The organism is Sphingomonas sp. S2-65, assembly GCF_021513175.1.
Lineage (GTDB): Bacteria > Pseudomonadota > Alphaproteobacteria > Sphingomonadales > Sphingomonadaceae > Sphingomonas.
Window position 1 is genome coordinate 3,155,989 of the sequence record NZ_CP090953.1, and the last position, 20,941, is coordinate 3,176,929.

Annotated in this window: 21 protein-coding genes; 9 read left to right on the top strand and 12 right to left on the bottom strand. The window is 67.2% G+C overall.

Features of this window, described 5'->3' with window-relative positions; genetic code table 11:
- Positions 1 to 184: 184 nt before the first annotated feature.
- From LZ586_RS14860 to LZ586_RS14875, 4 genes are all read left to right on the top strand, one after another.
- Positions 185 to 1,846 (top strand): MFS transporter, encoded by a 1,662-nt coding sequence (locus LZ586_RS14860; protein ID WP_235077054.1) that lies wholly within the window; start codon positions 185 to 187, stop codon positions 1,844 to 1,846.
- Complete coding sequence (locus LZ586_RS14865; protein ID WP_235077055.1) at positions 1,847 to 2,989, top strand: HlyD family secretion protein; 1,143 nt, start codon at positions 1,847 to 1,849, stop codon at positions 2,987 to 2,989.
- Complete coding sequence (locus tag LZ586_RS14870; protein ID WP_235077056.1) at positions 2,986 to 4,344, top strand: efflux transporter outer membrane subunit; 1,359 nt, start codon at positions 2,986 to 2,988, stop codon at positions 4,342 to 4,344. The genes LZ586_RS14865 and LZ586_RS14870 overlap by 4 nt, the downstream gene beginning before the upstream one ends.
- Before the next feature lie 106 nt (positions 4,345 to 4,450).
- Positions 4,451 to 6,034 carry an amidase gene (locus LZ586_RS14875; protein ID WP_235077057.1) on the top strand — a complete coding sequence of 528 codons (1,584 nt, stop codon included), beginning with the start codon at positions 4,451 to 4,453 and terminating at the stop codon, positions 6,032 to 6,034.
- A 6-nt stretch (positions 6,035 to 6,040) separates the two neighbouring features.
- On the opposite strand, the gene LZ586_RS14880 is transcribed toward LZ586_RS14875, so the two are convergent.
- Together LZ586_RS14880 and LZ586_RS14885 are read right to left on the bottom strand one after the other, a co-directional pair.
- Entirely contained in the window at positions 6,041 to 6,442 is a 402-nt protein-coding gene (locus LZ586_RS14880; protein WP_235077058.1) for a DUF4345 domain-containing protein, read from the bottom strand.
- Positions 6,439 to 6,897: a DUF2721 domain-containing protein gene (locus LZ586_RS14885; protein ID WP_235077059.1), complete on the bottom strand. Its 459-nt coding sequence runs from the start codon at positions 6,895 to 6,897 to the stop codon at positions 6,439 to 6,441. Before LZ586_RS14885 ends, LZ586_RS14880 begins: the two co-directional genes overlap by 4 nt.
- Before the next feature lie 74 nt (positions 6,898 to 6,971).
- Here LZ586_RS14885 and LZ586_RS14890 point away from each other — a divergent pair, with 74 nt between their 5' ends.
- Positions 6,972 to 8,072: a GNAT family N-acetyltransferase gene (locus tag LZ586_RS14890; RefSeq protein WP_235077060.1), complete on the top strand. Its 1,101-nt coding sequence runs from the start codon at positions 6,972 to 6,974 to the stop codon at positions 8,070 to 8,072.
- Positions 8,073 to 8,125: 53 nt separating this feature from the next.
- Complete coding sequence (xth, locus tag LZ586_RS14895) at positions 8,126 to 8,896, top strand: exodeoxyribonuclease III (protein ID WP_235077061.1); 771 nt, start codon at positions 8,126 to 8,128, stop codon at positions 8,894 to 8,896.
- A 28-nt stretch (positions 8,897 to 8,924) separates the two neighbouring features.
- On the opposite strand, the gene trmB is transcribed toward xth, so the two are convergent.
- Both trmB and LZ586_RS14905 read right to left on the bottom strand, forming a co-directional pair.
- Complete coding sequence (gene trmB, locus LZ586_RS14900; RefSeq protein WP_235077062.1) at positions 8,925 to 9,605, bottom strand: tRNA (guanine(46)-N(7))-methyltransferase TrmB; 681 nt, start codon at positions 9,603 to 9,605, stop codon at positions 8,925 to 8,927.
- A gap of 36 nt (positions 9,606 to 9,641) precedes the next feature.
- A complete protein-coding gene (locus LZ586_RS14905; protein ID WP_235077063.1) occupies positions 9,642 to 10,463 on the bottom strand; it encodes an EAL domain-containing protein in 822 nt (273 codons plus the stop codon).
- 167 nt (positions 10,464 to 10,630) lie between these two features.
- Between LZ586_RS14905 and LZ586_RS14910 the strand changes: the two genes are divergently transcribed.
- Positions 10,631 to 11,281 carry a phosphatase PAP2 family protein gene (locus LZ586_RS14910; protein ID WP_235077064.1) on the top strand — a complete coding sequence of 217 codons (651 nt, stop codon included), beginning with the start codon at positions 10,631 to 10,633 and terminating at the stop codon, positions 11,279 to 11,281.
- 3 nt (positions 11,282 to 11,284) lie between these two features.
- On the opposite strand, the gene LZ586_RS14915 is transcribed toward LZ586_RS14910, so the two are convergent.
- The 4 genes from LZ586_RS14915 to lnt form a co-directional block, all read right to left on the bottom strand.
- Positions 11,285 to 12,004, bottom strand: coding sequence for an EAL domain-containing protein (locus LZ586_RS14915; RefSeq protein WP_235077065.1), 720 nt, complete (start codon positions 12,002 to 12,004; stop codon positions 11,285 to 11,287).
- Positions 12,005 to 12,113: 109 nt separating this feature from the next.
- Complete coding sequence (locus LZ586_RS14920; RefSeq protein WP_235077066.1) at positions 12,114 to 13,127, bottom strand: hypothetical protein; 1,014 nt, start codon at positions 13,125 to 13,127, stop codon at positions 12,114 to 12,116.
- Between the two features lie 160 nt (positions 13,128 to 13,287).
- A complete protein-coding gene (gene metK / locus LZ586_RS14925; RefSeq protein ID WP_235077067.1) occupies positions 13,288 to 14,493 on the bottom strand; it encodes a methionine adenosyltransferase in 1,206 nt (401 codons plus the stop codon).
- A gap of 73 nt (positions 14,494 to 14,566) precedes the next feature.
- Entirely contained in the window at positions 14,567 to 16,108 is a 1,542-nt protein-coding gene (gene lnt, locus LZ586_RS14930; protein ID WP_235077068.1) for an apolipoprotein N-acyltransferase, read from the bottom strand.
- Positions 16,109 to 16,163: 55 nt separating this feature from the next.
- On the opposite strand from lnt, the gene LZ586_RS14935 reads away from it, so the two are divergent.
- Both LZ586_RS14935 and LZ586_RS14940 read left to right on the top strand, forming a co-directional pair.
- Positions 16,164 to 16,583 (top strand): VOC family protein, encoded by a 420-nt coding sequence (locus LZ586_RS14935; RefSeq protein WP_235077069.1) that lies wholly within the window; start codon positions 16,164 to 16,166, stop codon positions 16,581 to 16,583.
- A gap of 8 nt (positions 16,584 to 16,591) precedes the next feature.
- Positions 16,592 to 16,894: a polyhydroxyalkanoic acid system family protein gene (locus LZ586_RS14940; RefSeq protein ID WP_235077070.1), complete on the top strand. Its 303-nt coding sequence runs from the start codon at positions 16,592 to 16,594 to the stop codon at positions 16,892 to 16,894.
- Between the two features lie 15 nt (positions 16,895 to 16,909).
- On the opposite strand, the gene LZ586_RS14945 is transcribed toward LZ586_RS14940, so the two are convergent.
- Genes LZ586_RS14945 through LZ586_RS14960 form a run of 4 tightly spaced genes read right to left on the bottom strand, consistent with a single transcriptional unit; the run spans position 16,910 to position 20,754 of the window.
- Positions 16,910 to 18,304 (bottom strand): PQQ-dependent sugar dehydrogenase, encoded by a 1,395-nt coding sequence (locus tag LZ586_RS14945; RefSeq protein WP_235077071.1) that lies wholly within the window; start codon positions 18,302 to 18,304, stop codon positions 16,910 to 16,912.
- Complete coding sequence (locus LZ586_RS14950) at positions 18,301 to 19,236, bottom strand: hemolysin family protein (protein ID WP_235077072.1); 936 nt, start codon at positions 19,234 to 19,236, stop codon at positions 18,301 to 18,303. The genes LZ586_RS14945 and LZ586_RS14950 overlap by 4 nt, the downstream gene beginning before the upstream one ends.
- Before the next feature lie 8 nt (positions 19,237 to 19,244).
- The gene (ybeY, locus tag LZ586_RS14955) at positions 19,245 to 19,754 is read right to left on the bottom strand and encodes an rRNA maturation RNase YbeY (protein ID WP_235077073.1); all 510 of its coding nucleotides are present in this window, start codon (positions 19,752 to 19,754) and stop codon (positions 19,245 to 19,247) included.
- On the bottom strand, positions 19,747 to 20,754 hold the full coding sequence (locus tag LZ586_RS14960; RefSeq protein WP_235077074.1) for a PhoH family protein: 1,008 nt from the start codon (positions 20,752 to 20,754) through the stop codon (positions 19,747 to 19,749). The genes ybeY and LZ586_RS14960 overlap by 8 nt, the downstream gene beginning before the upstream one ends.
- Positions 20,755 to 20,941: the final 187 nt, after the last annotated feature.

Sequence of the window (20,941 nt, forward strand, 5' to 3'; positions counted from 1 at the left end):
GCCCGGAGCCCGCCACCGGTTCTTGTGGGTCAGGTCGATCACGTGCCCGGCGAAGTGCCGCCGCTCGCCTCGCACCGGACGCCCCTCGAGCCCAAAAGCTGCCCACCCCCGCAATTATGCGCCCTGCAACCACTAACCTGCATCGGGCACTGGATCGAACGTCCGCTTGCCGCTTTATGCGCTCATGGCGACACATGCGGCATCGGCAGGCGACCAGCAGGAATGGCAGCCCGCCCCGCACGAACGCTCGCCGATCCCGGGCTCGCCCCCAACGCCGTGGCATCCTCCCGCGCGGCGCATCGCTTATGCCGCGGTCGCCACGCTGGTGCTGATGGCAGGCTCGCTCGGCAACGCGATCGTCGCGGCCAATCTCACCACGCTCCAGGGCTCGCTCGGCCTATACCAGGCCGAAATCCAGTGGCTGCCGACCGTCTATGTGATGACCAATGTCTCGGCGAACCTGGTGCTGATAAAGTTCCGCCAGCAGTTCGGCATCCGCCTGTTCACGCAAATATTTCTGATCCTGTTCGTGCTCACCACCGCGGCGCACCTCGTCACTCATAATTTTGCCACCGCCATCGCCGTGCGCGCGATCAGCGGCGTCGCGGCCGCCGCGTGCAGCACCGTCGGCTTCCTCTACATGGTCCAGGTCCCGACCCCGGCCCACCGGCTCAAGGGCATCGTCGCCGCGATCGCGCTGCCGCAGACCGCGATTCCGCTCGCGCGGCTGTTCCCCAGCGAAGCGTTCGAGCCCGATCGCTGGCAGACCATGTACCTGTTCGAACTCGGCCTGGCGCTTGCCTGCCTTGCCGCAGTGCGCCTGCTGGCGCTGCCGCCGGTGCAGCGGATCAAGGCCTTCGAAAAGATGGACTTCGTCACCTTTCCCTTTTTCGCCGGCGGCATGGCGCTGCTGGTCGCGGTGCTGGGCATGGGGCGCACGCTCTGGTGGTTCGAGGCGCCGTGGATAGCGCCGGCGTTGATCGGCGCGGGCATCCTGCTGCCGATCGCCTTCTTCATCGAGCATAACCGCCGCAATCCGCTGCTCAACACCCGCTGGCTGGCGAGCCGCGACATCCTCCGCTTCGCGCTGGTCTCGGTGCTGGTGCGCGTGGTGCTGTCCGAACAGAGCATCGGCGCCTCGGGGCTGCTTGCGGTGGTCGGGATGGGCGCCGACCAGATCCGCACTCTTTATCTGGTCGTGCTGCTCGCCACGTTGGCCGGCGCGATCGTCAGTGCGCTTCTCATGGACCCGCTGTTCCTCGGCCGGCCGATCATGGTTGCGCTGGCACTGATCTGCATCGGCGCGCTGCTCGACTCGCATTCCACCAATTTGACGCGCCCGCACGACATGTACCTCAGCCAGGCGCTGCTTGGCTTCGCCACCGCGATCTTCATCGGCCCGGCGATGATGATCGGCCTTACCCGCGCACTGGCGCGGGGCCCCACGCACTTCGTCAGCTTCTTCGCGCTGTTCAGCATCACCCAGAGCGTCGGCAGCCTGTTCGGCTCGGCGATGCTCGGGACCTTCCAGGTGCTGCGCGAGCGCGTCCACAGCGCCGATATTGCCGCCAACCTGATCGCCGCCGACCCCCAGATCGCCCAGCGGGTGCAGCAGAATGCCGCCGCCTATGCGCGCATCCTCGTCGATCCCGCGCTGCGCCAGGCGGAGGGCGCGGCAATATTGGCGCAACAAGCAAGTCGTGAAGCGAACATTCTGGCTTATAACGATGTTTTTCTGTTGATCGCGGTGATCGCGGCGGGAACCCTTATCTGGGCCTCGGTCCCTATCATGCGTATCCGGCGAGAGAATCTCGCTCGGGCCGCGGCACAGGCAGGAGCGAAGTGAATGGCTGACCGGGCGTCTCCGTCCACCCAGGCGGAAACCGATCAGGCGACCGCCGCCGCGACCGAAGGCGGGGATCCGCCCCCGGCACCCGCGGCGCGCCGCTGGAACCCGCCCCGTCCGACTGTCGGTTCGCTGATCATCGCCGGGGTGATCCTGGTCGCGGCATTGATCGCAATCCTCATGGCGTGGCGGGTGGGGCCCTTCACCACCGACGAGCAATCCACCGAGAACGCCTATGTCCGCGGCCAAGTGACGATCATCAGTCCTCAGGTCAGCGGCTATGTCACGCAAGTGCCGGTTCAGGATTTCGCGAGCGTGCGAGCAGGGGCCGTGCTCGCCCGGATCGACGACCGCATCTACCGCCAGCGCGTCGATCAGGCGCTCGCCACGCTCGCCAACCAGCGTGCACAGCTCGCCAACTCGACTCAAGCCGCGGCCTCGCGTGCGGCCAGCGTCGGCTCGCAGCAGGCGGCGGTGGAGAATGCCCGCGCCCAGCTGATGCGCGCGCAGGCCGACATGGCGCGCGTCAACGATCTCGTGCGGGACGGCTCGGTATCGCTGCGCGAGCGCGATCAGACGCTGGCCTCGCTGCGCCAGGCGCAGGCCGCGGTCAATCAGGCGAATGCCGCCCGCACCATCGCCCAGCAGGAAGTGCGCACCGTTCAGGTCGGCCGCGGCGGGCTGGAGGCGGGGGTGCAGGGCGCCCAGGCCGCGCTGCGCCTGGCGCAGATCGATCTCGCCAACACCGTGATCCGCGCGCCCGTCGACGGCCAGCTCGGCGAGATCGGCGTGCGCCAGGGCCAATATGTCACTGCCGGCACCCAGCTGATGGCGGTGGTCCCGCGGATGCTCTGGGTCACCGCGAACTTCAAGGAAGGCCAGACCGGCAAGATGCGCCCTGGTCAGCGCGCCAGCTTCACGGTCGATGCGTTGGACGGCGCCCGCCTGACCGGCCGGGTCGAACAGCTCGCGCCTGCTGCCGGCTCGGAGTTCGCTGTCATCCGCCCGGACAACGCCACCGGCAACTTCGTCAAGATCCCGCAGCGCATCGCGCTGCGTATCCGCATCGATCCCAACCAGCCGCTCGCGCAGCGGCTGCGCCCGGGCATGTCGGTGCGCGCCCGCGTGGAGGGGCTGCGTTGAAGCGCGCGCTGACGCTGGCGCTGCTGCTGGCGAGCTGCGCCGGTCCGGGCCCGCGCACGCCGCCGCCGGCCGGTCCGCAGGTGCCGCCAACCTGGCGCGATGCGGCGTCGGCTGCCGGTGTCACAGTCCGGCCCGAATGGTGGAACGCGTTCGGCGATCCGGTGCTGGGCGATCTCGTCCGTCAGGCTCTCGCCAACAATCCCGATATCGCACTTGCCGCTGTCCGGATCGAGGAAGCGAGGGCGCAGGAACGGCTCGCCCGCGCGGCGCTTTCGCCCGACATCGGCGCCGGGGCCTCCGCGGCACGCGCGCGCTCGGTGGGCGCACTTGGTACGCCGATCGAACAGACTCAAGCCTCGCCGTCGCTCAGCGTGGCTTATGAACTCGACTTGTTCGGCCGCAACCGACCTGCGCGGGAGGCTGCGCGGCTCGGCACCGTCGCCGCCCAAGCCGCCCGCGACGCGGCTGCGCTGACCATCGCGTCGGCTACCGCGTCGAACTACCTCACCCTGCGTGCGCTCGACGCGCGGCTTCAGGTTGCCCGCGACACCCTTGCGGCGCGCGGCGAAGCGCTTCGCGTCGCCCGCCGCCGCGCCGAAACCGGCTATACCTCGCGGCTCGAACTCAATCAGGCCGAGGCCGAGTACCGGGCAACCGCACTGGTCGTGCCACAGACCGAATTGGCCATTCGCCGCTCCGAAAACGCGCTCAGCGTCCTGCTCGGCATCGCTCCCACTTCCATCCCGCGCGGCCGCGCCTTTTCCGATTTCGTCCTGCCCTCGGTTCCCGGCGGCTTGCCCTCCGATCTGCTCCGCCGCCGGCCCGACATCTTCGCCGCGGAAGCCCGCATCGCCGCCAGCGACGCTCGCCTCGAATCGGCGCGCGCGCAGTTTCTGCCGCGCATCAGCCTCACCGGCACTGCCGGTCTGGCATTGTCTTCGGTACTCGCTGATCCGATCACGCTGTTCTCGCTGGGCGGCAGCATCCTCGCGCCGATCTTCGACAGCGGCCGTCTGCGCGCCGGCGTGGAAACAGCCGCGTCGCAGCGTGACCAGGCCGTGCTTCAGTATCGCACCAACGTCCTCACCGCGTTCCGCGAGGTGGAGGACGGTGTCGCCGCCGTCGACCGCCAGGCGCGCGTCGAGGCCGAAGTGCGCGCCCAACGTGCCGCGCTGGCGGAGGCGCTGGTCCATGCCAGCAGCCGCTACCGGGCCGGTTATGCGTCCTATATCGAGCAGTTGGACGCGCAACGCGGGCTGTTGGCGGCGGATCTGACGTTGATCCAGGCACGCCTGGACCGCCTTACCGCCCTCGTGGATCTCTACCGGGCCTTTGGCGGCGGCTGGGCCGGCTGAGTCCTTGTAATGGCCTGGTCATCGCCGCTCCCAGCATCGGGATCCGCACCGACAAGATCGTTGCCAAACCGGATTGTCCCTATAGTCTGAAGGCTTTGGGGGAAGCATGCGGCGCACGACTTGTTTGGCACTGGCCACGGCCCTGACGCTCGCCGCCCCTGCCGCCGCGCAGGATCTGCCCGCCACGTTCGAAGAAAATTCGATCGACGAATTGCGTGGCATGATGGCTTCGGGACAGCGCTCCAGCGCAGAGATTGCCGAGCTCTACCTTCAACGCATCAAGCTGCTCGATCAGCGCGGGCCCACCCTCCGTTCGGTCATCGCGATCAGCCCCAACGCGCTGGAGCAAGCCCGCGCCAGCGACGCGCGGCGCAAGGCCGGAAAGCTCAAGGGGCCGCTCGACGGCATCCCGGTGCTCATCAAGGACAATATCGAAACCCGCGAACTGCCCACCACCGCCGGTAGCCTGGCGCTCAAGGACAATTGGACGCGCCACGACGCCCCGGTCGTTGCCCAACTCCGCGCCCAGGGTGCGGTGATCCTCGGTAAGACCAACCTCAGCGAATGGGCCAACATCCGCTCCACCAGTTCGATGAGCGGCTGGAGCGCGGTTGGGGGTCTCGTCAGGAACCCCTACGCCCTCGACCGCACCGCCTGCGGCTCTTCCAGTGGCTCCGGCGCCGCAGTGGCCGCCAGCCTCGCGCCAGTGGCGATCGGTACCGAAACCGATGGTTCGGTGGTTTGCCCCTCCGCGATGAATGGCTTGGTCGGCCTCAAGCCGACGCTTGGTCTTGTCAGCCGCACCCGGATCGTTCCGATCAGTCACAGCCAGGATACGCCGGGTCCGATGGCCCGCACTGTCAAGGACGCGGCGATCCTGTTCTCGGCCATGGTCGGCACCGATCCCGAAGACGCGGCGACCAAGGATGCGGCGCGCTTTCGCAGGGACTATGCCGCCAGCCTTTCGGATACGGCGCTCCGCGGCATGCGGATCGGCTATTGGCGTCCGCAGATGGACGCAGGCCTGGGTGCCAGCTTCGACGCCGCTCTCGATCAGCTCCGCCTCGCCGGCGCGATCCTGGTCGAAGTGAAGATGCCCGAGCTCAAGGGGCTGGGCGACGCCGAGTCACTGGTCCTTTACACCGAGCTCAAGGCCGATCTGGCCGCCTATCTCGCCACCACCCCCGGAACGGTGAAGACGCGCACCCTTGCGGACGTGATCGCCTTCAACGAGGCTCACAGGGCCGAGGAGATGCCCTTCTTCGGCCAGGAAAGCTTCCTGCGCGCCGAGAAGACCAAGGGGCTCGCCGATCCCGAATACTTGGCCGCCCGCACCAGCTCGCAACGTCAGGCGGGGGCAGAGGGCATCCACGCGATGCTGAAGGCCGGGAACGTTCAGCTGCTGGTGACCCCCACCTACGGCACGCCGTGGCTAAGCGACCCCGCCCATGGCGACCAGTTCACCGGCCCTTCGGCGAGCGAACTCCCTGCAGTCTCGGGCTACCCGCATCTGACCGTGCCGATGGGCCTGGTCGACGGGCTACCGGCCGGCCTGTCGTTCATCGGCACCGCCTATTCCGAACCGCTGCTGCTGAACGCCGGATACGCCTATGAGCAGGCAAGCCATGCCCGGGTCGTGCCGCAGTTCCGGGCGAGCTTGCCGGCGGATCTGGGTCCGCGAGGCCGCTAGGAGCGGTCAGGCGCGAGATCGCCTGGCGATACGCGCCTGCCACAGGAGGAGCAGCGGCACTTCGATCAGCTCGATGCCCAGCCCGATCCGGTGCCCCACCGACGGCACGCCTACAACCACCAGCGACAACAACCGCGCGGCGCCGCCCAGCATAACCATTGCGCCGAGCAGCCGCAGCCGCGGTCCCTTGCGCTCCACATGCGGGATGCAACTCGCGAACAGCAGCAGCATGCCCAGGAACAAGCCCGAGACATAGCGGAAATGGCTGTCGAGATCGGTAGGGATGACGGGTGGATGCCCGAGGAACCGCGGGCCGCCGGCAACCCCTGCCAGCGCGGCGCTTAGCGGCAACAGGAGCGTGATCGCCATCACCGCCTGCAACAGGCGCTTCTCGGCGCGTGCGCTCACTTCTTTTCCATCTCCAGCAGTTCCTCGCGGACGTGGATCGCCCCCAGCGACATGCGTACCTCGAACAGGAAGTAGATCAGGCAGGCCATCAGCAGCACCATCGACACCACGAATGCAGCCGCGATGATCGCGCCGACATGGAGCGAGAACAGCCGCGACACGAACATCAGCGCCACCACGAAGCAGGTCGCCAGCGCGCTCGACACGCACAGGAAGATCGCGGTGTTGATCACCGAGATGCGCCGGTCGATCAGCCGCAATTCCCAGACATGACGGTCATGTTCGGGCCCGGTCGAGCTGGGGTGAAGCTGCTCGAGCTTGCGCGCCCGGTCGACGATGCGGGCGAGCCGGCCGACCATGACGTTGAGGATGGCACCTAGTCCCGCCAGCAGGAAGACCGGGGCGATGGCGGTCTGGATCGTCGCAGCGACCGTCGAGAGATAGGGGCTTTCCATGTGATCTGCTTATGACGGCGGCAAACGCTCCGCGTCAAACCTGTTGGTAACCCGCTGGGGTTACAACCGGGCCCATGACCAAGCCGATGCCGCTCGCCAGCTTCACGCGCCTGTCGCCCGTGCTCGGGGTCGAGAGTGTCGACGGGCTTTCGGCTGCGATCGATCAGGTCGCGGCTTCCGCGCCGCCGACTCATCGCTTCCTGCGCTACGGATGGTTCGCCGCCGCGCTCAAGGCCTATGGTGGAGCCGCCCGGACCCTGATCGTGACGCGCGAGGGGGAAAAGATGGCGACGCTGCCGGTGGTGCCTGTGGGTCCGCATCGGCTCGGCCTGGTGTCGGTGCCCGGATGCTATTGGCCGTTCCGCAGTTTCCCGGTGCGCGCCGATGCCGCGGTGGCCGAGGCCGGGGCGCTGCTGAGCGGCCTCGCCAGCCAGGCCAGGGCATTGCGGCTGGGCCCGGTCTATGACGGCGATCCTGCCTTGGAGCTGCTCAAGGAAGCGGCGCAGGCAGCGGGATGGGCGGTGCTCGACCGGTTCGTCGCCGACAGCTTCCTGCTCGATATTGCCGCGTTGCGCGCAGAGGGCTCCTGGCCGCGCAATTCGACGCTGCGCAAGAACCGCTTTCACGAGAAGCACCTCGGCAGCCACGGCGATCTCGCCTGGCGCTTCGTGTCCGGCGAAGACTGGAACGAGGCTGCGTTCGACAGCCTCGCCGCCGTCGAGCAGAAAAGCTGGATCGCCGCGCGCACCGACGGTTCGGACGCCAAGTTCACGCGCGAGGGGCATGGCGTCTTCTGGCGCGCGGCGGCGCAGGACCCGGTGCTCGCAAAGATGATGTGGGCCGCCACTCTCCAGGTCGACGGCGCGCCTGCGGCCTTCTCGTTCGACTTGAACGCCGGCACGCTCAAATACGCGATTGCCAACAGCTACGACCCGGCCTTTGCCAAGCATTCCCCGGGCAAGCTGCTTTATTACCGCAATCTGGTGCAGGCGATCGAAGAGGGCGTCACCGCGGTCGACTGGGGTGCCGGCGACAGCGGCTACAAGCAAGTGATCGGCGCCGAGCGTGGCCCCGCCATCCGCGACTGGCTGTTCGTGCGCCCGGGCCTGCCCGCCGCTGCCGCGACTCTGTTGAAGGGCCTATGGCGGCGCAGCGGCCGGCCGGAAGCCCGCTGACGCGATAACCCAGCCGACGCGGAACCGATCGCCTCGCCAGGGCATGAGCCTGTGTGCGGATCGCGACTTACAACGTCAACGGCGTCAATGGACGCCTGCCTGTCCTGCTGCGGTGGCTGGAGGAGAGCCAGCCCGACGTGGTGTGCCTTCAGGAACTGAAGGCGCCCGACGAGAAGTTTCCCGAAGCCGCGATCCGCGACGCGGGCTACGGCGCGATCTGGCAGGGGCAGAAGAGCTGGAACGGCGTCGCGATCCTCGCCAAGGGCTGCGATCCGGTGGAGACCCGCCGCGGCCTGCCCGGCGAGCCCGAAGATACCCACAGCCGCTATATCGAGGCTGCGGTCGGCGGCGTGCTGGTCGGCGGCCTGTACTTGCCCAATGGCAACCCCAAGCCCGGGCCCAAGTTCGACTACAAGCTGCGCTGGATGGAGCGGCTGATCGACCATGCCGCGACTTTGGTCGGCATGGACGCACCGGTAGTGCTGGCGGGCGACTACAACGTGATGCCCACCGATCTCGACGTGTACAAGCCCGAGCGCTGGCTGGACGACGCGCTGTTCGCCCCCGAAGCGCGCGACGCCTATGCCCGTCTGCTCGGCCAGGGCTGGAGCGACGCGCTCCGCACCCTTCACCCCGGCGAACGCATCTATACCTTCTGGGACTATTTCCGGAACGCCTGGAGCCGCGATGCGGGCCTGCGCATCGACCATCTGCTGCTCAACGCCCCGGCGGCCAAGCGGCTCAAGGCGGCCGAGGTCGACCGGACGGTTCGCAGCTGGGAAAAGACCAGCGACCATGCCCCGGTCTGGGTGGAGCTATCCTAGCTAGAGGTCCGCACGCCGGCGGCGCAAATCAGACGCGGATGTAGCGAAAATACCAGACTTCATGCCCCTGGCGGCGCGCCTTGCGCTCGTAGCGCGTCTCGGGCCAATCCTCGGGCCGATTGAGGAAATCCTGCGCGGTCTTGGCCTGCCACGCAAAGTCCCTGCGGTCGTTCATCACCATCATCGACCAGCGGCAATAGGTCGGATCGTCGGTGCCCAGGCGGAACTCCGCTCCCGGCTTGAGCTTGGCGGCAATCAGGTCGAGCGGGCCGTGGTTCACCATCCGGCGCTTGGCATGGCGTGCCTTGCGCCACGGATCGGGGTGCAACAGGTAGACGCGGCTCAGGCTGGCGTCGGGCAGGCGCTCCATCACTTCCAGGGCGTCGCCCATATGCAGGCGGACATTGTCCAGCCTCTCGTCGCGGATATGGTTGAGCGCACCCACCACGCCGTTGAGGAACGGCTCGCAGCCGATAAAGCCATGGCCGGGGCGCATTGCCGCCTGTCCGGCGAGGTGCTCGCCCCCACCGAAACCGATCTCGAACTCGAGCGGACGATCGTCGCCGAACAGCGCTTCGGCGGTCAGCGGGCCGCTATCGGGCACGCTGACCTGAGGCAGCAAGTCCTCGACAAGTGCGGACTGGCCGGCGCGCAGCTTATGGCCCTGGCGACGGCCATACAGGCGACGGATTGAAACGGGATCGGACACGCAGCGCCTGTTAGCGCCCCAGCCGGCAGGTGCAAGCTAGATGGCCATCGCCATGACCGGCGGGATCGTGCGCGGCGAAATCGCGGCGCGCTGATGGTGGGCAAGCCGGCGATGCGCCGGCTGGACGGTGCGGGCCTCGCGGCGCGGCAGGTCTCGCGCGGGCAGCGGCAGCGGCCGTTCAGCCTGAACGTGGCGAACACCGATCGCGGCGAGCACCGCGCACGCAGCTTCGCTGTCCGCGCCGCGTGCGACCACCGTCACTCCCATGCTGCGGGCCAGGCGCATGACACCCTCGGCGACCAGCCGGCGTGATGGGCTTGAGTCGATGTTGCGGACCAGCGCCGGGTCGAGCTTGACGTAGCGCGGCGTGAAGCTGCCGAGCAGCTTGAGCGCGACGGGCCCGGCGGCGAAGCTGTCGAAAGCGATGGCCAGGCCGCGCCCGGTGCAGGCCCGTGCCATTGCGGCGGCGGACGGCAAGTTGCTACCCTCGTCTGCGCTGATCTCCACCACGATGCGATCGATCGGAAAGCGATAGGCAAGCGCGGTGCGGAACAGGTGGGAAAGAAGCGGCTCGGCCATTCCCGCCGTGGCCTCCACGGGTATCGCGAGCAGCGCGCCGGAGTCGCGAAGCCCAGTTGAAACCGCCGCCGCCAGGGCAAGGGCGATGCGGCTGGCTTCCAGCGCGGAGCGCTTTTCGAGCGGAAGCGCGGCGCGAACGGCACTGAAGCTGCACCCGTCCTGCGGCGTCGCGCGCGCGACATAGGCAAAGGGCTGGGCGATCCCGGCGGCGTGCATCGGCTGGAAGGCGATGCGAAGGGCGAGACTGGGATCGATGGCGGAGATCGTGCGGGAGGTCATGGAGCTTCCCCTTTCGAGTCCTGAACTATTGGTTAACGCAGCGTCAGGACACTCCGTGCGTCGCCGCATTGGGTTCGCCCCGATAGGGATTCTCCCGAGGCAACCGCACCTGTCGGATGGCTCCGCTCGCCCGGAAACGGTTTGTCACAGCGCCATGCCGAACCTTCATGGACGCGGTGGGTTATGACCGCATGGGATCCAGGAAGAAGCTTAAGGCGCCGAAAGCCGCGGAGCGCGCGAGCAAGGCGGAGCGCATCGACGCGGCAATTGCCGCCGCCGCGGTGAAGCACCGCGACAATCTCGCAGTCAGGGCAGTGGGCTTGTTGAGCGACGCTTCGGACCAGCCGCCGCTGCTCGTCGCATCATCGGTCACGCTCGCTGCGGGGTTGCTGCTGCGCCGGCCTCGCGTCGCCCGCGTCGGATTTAGGATGCTGGCAAGCGAAGCGGTGGCGACCGGCATGAAGGCGGTGATCAAGCGCTATGTCGCCCGCACCCGACCGCACAAGATGCTGGAGGATGGAAGATACCAGCTTCACAAGGACAGCAAGGCGCAGAAGAACGAAGGGCCGTGGAACAGCTTTCCGTCGGGTCACACCGCCGGCGCAGTCGCCGTCGGTCGCGCCTTCAGCCGCGAATATCCGGGTGCCTCCGGCGCGGCCGCCGCGTTGGCGACGGCGGTAGGGGTCGTCCAGCTGCCGAAAGGAACCCATTTCTCGAGCGATGTCGCCGCGGGCGCAATAGTCGGGCTGGTGGCCGAGGCTATCGTCGACCAGGCGATGGGCGCCGGGGCCGTAATCCTTCGTACGCGCGGAGCCTGAGCGTCAGGCGGCCGCCCGCCGCAACTGCGGGACCGGCAGGCTGGCCGTTTCGGGCTTCGCGATGGCATCGCCCTTTACCAGATGCAGGTCGAAGCCGCCCAGCCGCTGAAGCACCGTGTCGCAATCGACTCCGGTTGCGACCGTCTTCAGCCCCAGGCTGCGTAGCCGCGGAGTCAGGTCCTCCAGAATGATCCGGCGCGACCAGCTGGAGGCGATGCCGCACACCAGGCTGGGTTCGAGCATCACGAGATCGGGTTTGTAGCGGCCGCAGACACCCAGCCCGGACTGGCCTTCGCCCAGGCCGACAAACGCGGTCAGGCAGCCGAGCTTGCCATAGACATGGACGATCTCGGCCAGATGGGGTCCGCTGACGGACTGGTAGTCGTGGATTGCGAAGATCAGCCGTTCCGGAATCAGGCCACAGGCACGTGCCGCTTGCAGCGCCGGGACAAGATGCTCGGCAGGCGTCGTCACTGCGTCGGCATAAGTGGGAATGCACAGCCGCGCGCCGCTGGTGCCCAGTCCAGCGGACATGGCCCATTTGATCGCACCGACCGCGCAGCGGCGATCGAAGTTCACGCGTGCTTCGGCATCCATCGAGCTGCGGACGTCGGCCAGGTTCGCGCCATCGGGACCGCGCAACATGGCTTCATAGGCATAGACCCTGCCAGCGCCGGTATCGGCGATCGGCTGGAACGCCATGGTGGCTCCGTTCTCGGACATGCGTCGGGGCTCCCCCTGCGACTCCATTGCCCAGCTCCTTTCGAGCTCCTGTCTGAAGAAACTGGGTTACCGAAGCGTTTACGCCCAGGTCCGCAAAGACCGACTCGCGCTATTTTGGCGCGGAAACCTCGATAGTCTGGTTTGTGCCCTGAAGGGAGGTGCTCGATACCGGCGCCATGGTACGCACTGCCTTCCACGCGGCTTCGGGGGCAGGGAGCCTGTTGAAGTTGGGGTAGATCATCGTCTTGGCGAGATTGTCGAAGCTCAGCGAGAACCCTGCATTCGCCTTTTGCAAGGAAATGGCAGGATAGACGCGGATGACACGCCCGGCATCCTGGATTGCCAGCATGTAGCTGTCCGTGCTGTCCGGCTGACGATACACCCCATATTCCAGGTTGCCCTTGCCGTCGCGGCAAAACATGGCCTGTGCGGTGTCTCGGCGGCGGTTCGCACCCACGCCGGCGACGAGCGCGCCGAAAATGCTGCTTTGCAGCTCTGGCCGCAGGAGCTTGGCCTTGCGTGCGTAGGCAAGGGTGTTGGTGCAGGCGGCAATCGGCGTTGCGATCGGGCCTTCGGCGATCCCCTTGGGCCAGCCGACCGCCTCGATCACCGCCGACAATCGTGAATCCAGCGTCGCCGGGTCCAGATCGCGCGCACTGATGCGGATCGCCATCAGCCAATCACCAACAGGGATGACGGCCAACGCGGTGCTCTTGAAGGCCGGCTTGTCGGGCTTGTACGCCCTGCGCAAGGCGCTTGCGACGGTGCCGCCGGGCGGGGCGAAGGCGCGGGGTTCACCTTGCGGTGCGGCGTTCCCGAAGATGTCTCGTTGCAGGATCTGGGTTTCGGCGCGGTCGAACCACACCGGGACGCTGAACAGTGCCGGCCGGAACAGGTACAGCGTGACCGCCACGTCCTCGACACTGCCATATTGCGCGGCGATGTCGAGTTCGGCAGTCGTCAGATCGGAGATCTTGGTGCGAGCAAGACCGATGATGGCGGGGCGCAGCACCAGTCCGGTCTCTGCATGCTTCCAGGATGCCGTTGCCGGAACCTCCAGCGTACGCTGCGCCGCTGCCGGCATGGCGAGCAGCATCGTCGCAACCAGCACCCACATGCGCATCCGTTCTTCTCCCCCTTCTGTCGCCAGGAGGCTACGCGGATCGAGCGGACTTAGTAAAGCATAGCTATTCCAGACACCACGAGCGCCGGTTCGTGACGTCCGCAAACAGAAAGGGCCGGAGGATCACGCCTCCGGCCCCTTTTTGTTCAGGTGGAAAAGATCAGGCGAGCGCTGCCTTCAGATCATCGACCAGGTCGGTCTTCTCCCAGGGGAAGAAGTCGCCCTCGGCCTGACGGCCGAAATGGCCATAGGCGGCGGTGCGCTCGTAGATTGGCTTGTTGAGGCCCAGATGGGTGCGGATGCCGCGCGGGGTGAGGCCGCCCAGCTTCTCGATGCCCTGGATTGCCTGCTCGATCTTGTCGTCGCCCACCGTGCCGGTGCCGTGCGTGTCGACATAGAGCGACAGCGGCTTGGATACGCCGATCGCATATGCCAGCTGGATCGTAACGCGCTGGGCGAGGCCGGCCGCGACGATGTTTTTAGCCAGATAACGGGTGATGTACGCTGCCGAACGATCGACCTTGGTCGGATCCTTGCCCGAGAACGCGCCGCCACCGTGCGGGGCTGCGCCTCCATAGGTGTCGACGATGATCTTGCGGCCGGTCAGGCCGGCATCGCCATCAGGGCCGCCGATCTCGAAGCTGCCGGTCGGGTTGATGTGGTAGACCGTCTCGCTGAGGAGCTCGGCGGGGAGAATGTCGGCGACGACCTTCTTCACATAAGCGTGGAGCTCGGCTTCCTTGTCGCCCTCGTCATAGCCCTTGCCATGCTGGGTCGAGACGACGATCGCGGTAGCCGCGACGGGCTTGCTGCCTTCGTAGCGCAGCGTGACCTGGCTCTTGGCATCCGGCTCGAGAAACGGCGCGGCGCCCGAGTGGCGGTCGGCGGCCATCCGCTCAAGGATCTTGTGGCTGTAATAGAGCGTCGCCGGCATCAGGTCGGGCGTATCGTCGGCCGCATAGCCGAACATGATGCCCTGGTCGCCGGCGCCTTCGTCCTTGTTGCCGCTGGCGTCCACGCCCTGCGCGATGTGCGCCGACTGGCCGTGCAGGTTGTTCTCGAAGCGGAAGCTCTCCCAGTGAAAGCCGTCCTGCTCGTATCCGATCCGCTTCACCGTGTTGCGGACCGTGCGCTCGATCTCTTCCTGCGCGCCCTCGGCCCAGGCACCGTTCTCGTACACGCCCTTGCAGCGGATCTCGCCGGCCAGCACGACCAGCTGGGTGGTGGTTAGCGTCTCGCAGGCGATGCGCGCCTCGGGATCCTTGGACAGGAACAGGTCGACGATGGCGTCGGAGATCTGGTCGGCGACCTTATCGGGATGGCCTTCCGAGACCGACTCGGACGTGAAGAGATAATTGGAACGCATGATTTTCCTCGGGTCGTGGGAAGGACAGCCGGGCCGTTGCCATGCCATATAAAGCTTTCCTTATATGACGGCACTAGCTCGCGCGGCGGCGGAAGGCAACGGCCAAGAGCAGCATGGCGGCCGCGACGAGGAACGCCGCCCAATTGCCCAGCCGGGAGAACAGCGTCGGCGGCAGCGGGCGGGGCATCGGCGACTCGATGGCGCCGCGATGGCTTGCCGGAACGCTTGCCAGGATGCGGCCACGGGCATCGATCACCGCGGAGATGCCGGTAGGGGTCGAGCGCAGCACCGGCAGTCCCTCTTCGATCGCGCGCAGCCGCGCCTGCGCCAGATGCTCGGGCGGTCCCCAAGTGCCGAACCACGCGTCGTTCGACGGGTTGAAGATCAAATCCGGGCGGTTCTTCGGGTCGACCACCTGGCCGGAAAAGATGATCTCGTAGCACACCTGCACGCCGACCTTGCCGAAGCCGGGCACTGCCAGCGTCTTGGGCCCGGGTCCCGAAACGAAGTCGACATCGCCCATCACCAGCCGCGACAGCCCCAGCGGCTCGAGCAGGCCGCGCATCGGCAGATATTCGCCATAGGGCACCAGGTGCGCCTTGTCGTAGCGCTGGCCGAGCATGCCCGAAGCTTCGAGCGGCCACACCGAATTGCCCGCTCCGGTCAGCGTGCCGCTCGCATCGAAGAACAGCGCGTTGCCGCTGATCAGCGCGATGTCCCGCGGCCCGAGGATTCCCGCGATCCGCCCGCGCAGCCACCGCGGGTCGCCGCGGCGATAGAAGCGGGGGTCGGGATAATCGTCCTCGACATAATGGTTCACCATGCCCTCGGGCCAGACGATCAGCCGCGGCACGGTGCCTGGCTGCCCGCTGCCCGCCATCAGCTGCTCGATCGCGCGGTCGGGATAGTCGGGATCATCGACATTCTCCTGCCCCAGGTTCGGCTGCACCACGCGGACATGCGGCGCGTCGGCCGCCGGTTCGGGCCCGCGCGACGGAAGCAGGAAGGTGGCGGCGAACACTGCGACGGCCACGCCCAGCGGCACGAAGCGGCGCGTGGCCGCGAGCATCACCGTGCCTGCGGCGAGCACCGCCATCCCCGACAATGCGTAGGTGCCGATCCAGGCCGCGCTCTGCGCGAACGGCGTCGGCAGCCACAGCACGCCGAGCGGGTTCCAGGGATACCCGGTGAACAGCCTGCCGCGCAGCCACTCGCTGACGATCCACGCCGCCGCGGCAGCCAGCACGAAGCCCAGGTCAGGCCGGTCGGAACGTGGCCCCACCGCCCGGCTGAACCGCCAGGCAAGTCCCAGCGCCAGCGCCGGAAACACCGCCAGGTACAGCGCCAGCGCCACCACCGCGAAATAGCCCAGCACCGGCGGCATCCGGTCCTGATAGTCGAAGGCGTGCTGGATCCAGTTGTTGCCCACCGTAAAGTGCCCGACCCCGAACACCCACCCGCGCAGCAACGCGGCCTTGAGGGTAGGGGCGGCATGCACCAGCCACAGCAGCACCGCGACACAGCCCAGCGTCACCAACCACAGGTTCAGCGGCGCAAAGCCGGTGGGGGAGAGCAGCCCTAGGGCAAGGGCGACGAGCAGCGGGCGGCGAAGCATGACGGCGCCTTACCGGATACTCCCCCTGCGGCAAAGGATCGGCTATGCGACAGGCATGACTCTTCGCCCGTTCCACCTCGCCTTTCCCGTCCACGACCTCGCCGCCGCGCGCAGCTTCTACGCGGACGTGCTCGGCTGTCCCGAGGGCCGCTCGTCCGACCACTGGATCGACTTCGACTTGTTCGGCCATCAGATCGTCGCGCATCTCGATCCCGCCGCCCAGCCGGTCACCGCCGCCAGCGCCGTCGACGGCCATGCTGTGCCGGTCCCGCATTTCGGCGTGGTGCTGACGATGCCCGACTGGGAAGCGCTCGCGACTCGCGTCGAAGCCGCCGGCATTCCCTTCGGCATCGCGCCGCATGTCCGCTTCAAGGGGCAGGTCGGCGAGCAGGCGACGATGTTCTTCCGCGATCCCAGCGCCAACGCCCTCGAGTTCAAGGCGTTTGCCGATGATTCCCTTCTTTTCGCACGCTGAGGTTACCCGTGGCTGATCCCATTTCGCTCGACATCCCCCACAAGCTCGGCCGCGACGCCGCCAAGGCGCGCATAGGCGGCGGCATCGGCAAGCTGGCCGACATGTTCCCCGGCGGCGCGGCGGTCGATCAGCGCTGGGAGGGCGACACCATGCACTTCACGGTCAGCGCGATGGGGCAGAAGGTCGCCAGCCGGCTGGAAGTGTTCGAGGACAAGGTTCACGCCGTGGTCGACCTGCCGCCGATGCTGGCGCTGTTCGCCTCGAAGATCCGCGAGAAGCTCGCGCGCGAGGCGCCCAAGCTCCTCAAATAAGCGGCCGCTGAAGGGTCAGCGCGCCGCGCTGACCCGCCAGATCATGTTGCCGACATCGTCCGCCACCAGCAGCGCGCCGGTGGCGTCGGTGATGACGCCGACCGGGCGCCCCTTCACGGTCTTGCCGTCGGGATTGATGAAGCCGGTCAGCACGTCCACCGGCTTGGCGTCGCGCAGCGGGAAGCCGTTGTCGGCAAACGGCACATAGACGACCTTGTAGCCCGAAGGCGGCTCGCGGTTCCACGATCCGTGGAGCCCGACGAACGCACCGCTGCTCCAGGTGCCACCCAGCTTCGCGTCGGTCGCGAAGCTCAAGCCCAGCGGCGCGGTGTGGGCACCCAGCGCGAAGTCGGGGCGCTTGGTATATTCGCGCAGGTCCGGCCGCTCCGGCGTCACCCGCTTGTCGACATAGCCGCCCCAGAAATTCCACGGCCAGCCATAGAAGCCGCCGAAATCGACCTGAGTCAGATAATCGGGCGGCATGTCGGAACCGAGCATGTCGCGCTCGTTCACCACCGCCCACAGCGCGCCGGTGTGCGGTTCGAAGCCCATGCCGTTGACGTTGCGCAGGCCCCAGGCGAACAGGCGCAGCTTCTTGGTGTCGGGGAAGACCTGGACGATCATCGCCCGGCCCGCCTTGCTGCTGGCGCGCGCCATCTCTGCGGGCGTCGTCGCGCTATAGGCCGCGCCTTCGGCCTCGAGCCCGTTCTCGGCGATGTTGGATGCCGATCCGATGCTGACGTAGAGCGACTTGCCGTCCGGCGCCGCGACGACGTTGCGCGCCCAGTGATTGCCGCCGCCAGGCAGGTCGACGATCTTCTCCGCCTTGGCGGTGATGCGGGTCTCCCCGGCCTTGAAGGGGAAGCGCACCAGCGCGTCGGTATTGGCGACGTAGAGCCAGTCGCCCACGACCGCCATGCCGTAAGGCGAGTTGAGTCCGGTCAGCAATACCGATCGCTGGTCCGAAACGCCGTCACCGTTCGTATCGCGCAGCAGGGTGATGCGGTTGGCCGAAGGCACGCCGGCGCCGGCGCGGCCCATGAACACGCGCATGAAGAAGCCGGTGATGCCGCCGCCCTTGCGCGGCGGCGAGTTGGTCTCCGCCACCAGCACGTCGCCATTGGACAGGCGATACATCCAGCGCGGATGATCGAGCTTGTCGGCGAAGGCGGCGACCTGCAGGCCCGCCGCGGGCGTCGGCTTGCCGCCGTTCCAGCCGACCGGCTTGGCGACGCCGACCGTGGGCAGCAGCGCCTGGCTGCGGGTCGTGCTCAGCTGCGGCACGCGGCCGGTCACGGCCTGCTCGCTCAACTGCGCCCGGTCAGGCCGGCTCAGCCAGAACAGTGCGCCGCCGCCCAGGACGATCAGGACCGCCAGTACGATCAGCAGGCGCTTCACGAGCTTGTTCATTCTTCATCCTCGGCCAGGCGGACGGGCGGGTGCAGGCGCAGGCGGTTCACCTTGCGGCCGTCGGCGTCGATCACTTCCAGCTTCCAGCCACTGCTATGCTCCAGGCAGTCGCCGGGCTTGGGCACATGGCCCGCAAGCACGAAGGCGAGGCCGCCGATCGTGTCGACATCCTCTTCCACTTTGGCCAGCCGCGAATCGATCATCTCGCCAATATCTTCCAGCTCGGCACGGGCATCGGCTTCCCAGCCACCGCCTTCGATCGGCACGATCAGCGCCGTCGGCGTCTCGTCATGCTCGTCCTCGATCTCGCCGACGATCTCCTCGATCAGGTCCTCGATCGTGATCAGTCCCTCGGTGCCCGAATATTCGTCCAGCACCACGGCAAGATGGGTGCGGCTCAGCTGCATCTGCGCCAGCAGGTCGATCGCGCCCATCGACTGGGGAACATAGAGCGGCTGGCGGATCAGGTCGGCGATGCTCTCCGGGTGCGGCGCTTCGGTCGCCAGGATCGCGAACACGTCCTTGATGTGGACCATGCCGATGATGGTATCGAGCTCGCCGCGATAGACGGGCAGGCGGCTATGCCCGGCCTCGGCGAACAATGCGACGAGTCCGGCGAAGCTGGTGCCTTCCTCTACGGCGACGATGTCGGCGCGCGGCACGCCCATGTCGCCGGCATCGCATTCGCCGAAATGGAGGAGGTTGCGCAGCATCTGGCGCTCGATCGGCGCCAGGTCGCCGACGGGCGTCTTGGCGCCTTCTTCGTCGGCTTCGTCGATCGCCTCTTCCAGGCGGTCGCGCAGCGTTTCCTCCTGCTCGTCACCGAACAGGAGGGCGCGAATACTGCGCCATATGCCGCCGCCTTCGCTGCTGGATTCGGGATGAGTGTTAGCGTGACCGGATGGGGTGCCGGTACTGGGGCCCTCGGGCATGTTCGTGGTCAATCCTCGCGAACGGTATAGGGGTCGTGCAGGCCGAGCTTGGCGAGCGCGGCGCGCTCCATCTCTTCCATCGCATCGGCCTCGGCATCGTCCATATGGTCATAGCCTAGCAGATGGAGCACGCCGTGAACAATCAGGTGGGTGGCGTGATCCTGCGTCGAGATGCCGCGCTCCGCAGCCTCCGCGACGCAGATGTCATGCGCCAGGATGATGTCGCCCAGGATCACTTCGCCGTCGTCGCTGTTCTGCGTCACGGCCTCGAGCAGATCGGGCTGGATCATCGGAAAGGACAGCACGTTGGTCGGCTTGTCCTTCTGGCGATAGTCGCGGTTGAGGATGCGCACTTCCTCGTCGCCGGTCAGCCGCACCGCGATTTCGATCGCGGTTGGCCAATCCAGCCACTCGGCATAGGGCGTCTCGCGGATCGCCGCCTCGGCAGCCCGGTTCGCTAACGCGTCCCAGTCGGCGTCGGGCCACGGCGCTTCGGGAAGGGCGGCAACGTCAAGCATCCGGGCCTTCATAAGCATAGACGATGCGCCCGACCAGCGGGTGGCGGACCACGTCGGCGGCAGTGAAGCGGCTGATGGCGATGCCTTCCAGCCCTTCCAGGCGCCGCACCGCGTCGTTCAGGCCGGAGGCGTTGGACCCGCCGGGAAGATCGGTCTGGTTCGGATCGCCGCACACCACCATTCGGCTGTTCGCGCCGAAACGGGTGAGGAACATCTTCATCTGCGACGGTGTGGTGTTCTGCGCCTCGTCCAGGATCACGAACGCGTCGGCCAGGGTGCGGCCGCGCATGAAGGCGATCGGCGCGATCTCGATCTCGCCCGATGCGATGCGCCGCTCGACCTGTTCGGCGGGCAGGCAGTCGTACAGTGCGTCGTAGATCGGGCGGAGATAGGGATCGACCTTCTCCTTCATGTCACCGGGCAGGAAGCCCAGCCGCTCGCCCGCTTCCACCGCCGGGCGCGACAGGATCAGCCGCTGGACGTTGCCGGTGATGAGCTGTGCCACCGCCTGCGCGACGGCCAGATAGGTCTTGCCGGTACCTGCTGGCCCCAGCGCGAAGATCAGGTCGTTGGAGATCAGGTCGCGCATGTAATGCGTCTGCGCCACCGAACGCGGCACGATCGTCTTCTTGCGGGTGCGGATCATCACCGAAGGCGGCGGGCCGCTGCCTTCGGGATCGGCGCGCATGATGCCGGCAAAGGTCGGTTCGTCGGACATGGCGATCACTGCCTCGATCAGCCCGGTGTCGATTGCCTCGCCGCGGATCACCCGCGTCTGGAGCTCGGTCAGCACTTCGCGGGCGTGTGCCACCGCTTCGGCCGATCCCTCGATCACCACGCGCTGGCCGCGGGCGTGGATGTAGACGCCCAGACGTTCCTCGAGCGCGAGGATGTTCGAATCATATTCCCCGAACAGCTGGGGCAGGAGCTGCGGCTTGTCGAACGTCACCTCGACCCGGGAGCGTTCGCCGGACTGGGCGGGGACTGGCTTGCGGCTCATGCGGCTCCTTGAAAATAAACGGGAAAATCAGTGAAGTTGAGAAAGTTGCGGTTCTCACATGGGTCTCGCAACTTCATGCAAAAAGGGGCTGCGCGGCCATCGAGGCCGTAACTGGGAACGGGAGCGGAGGTTCCGTTGCGCATGATCGCCGCGAAGGATGACAGAGCATTTCCAACAAGGACAGGGG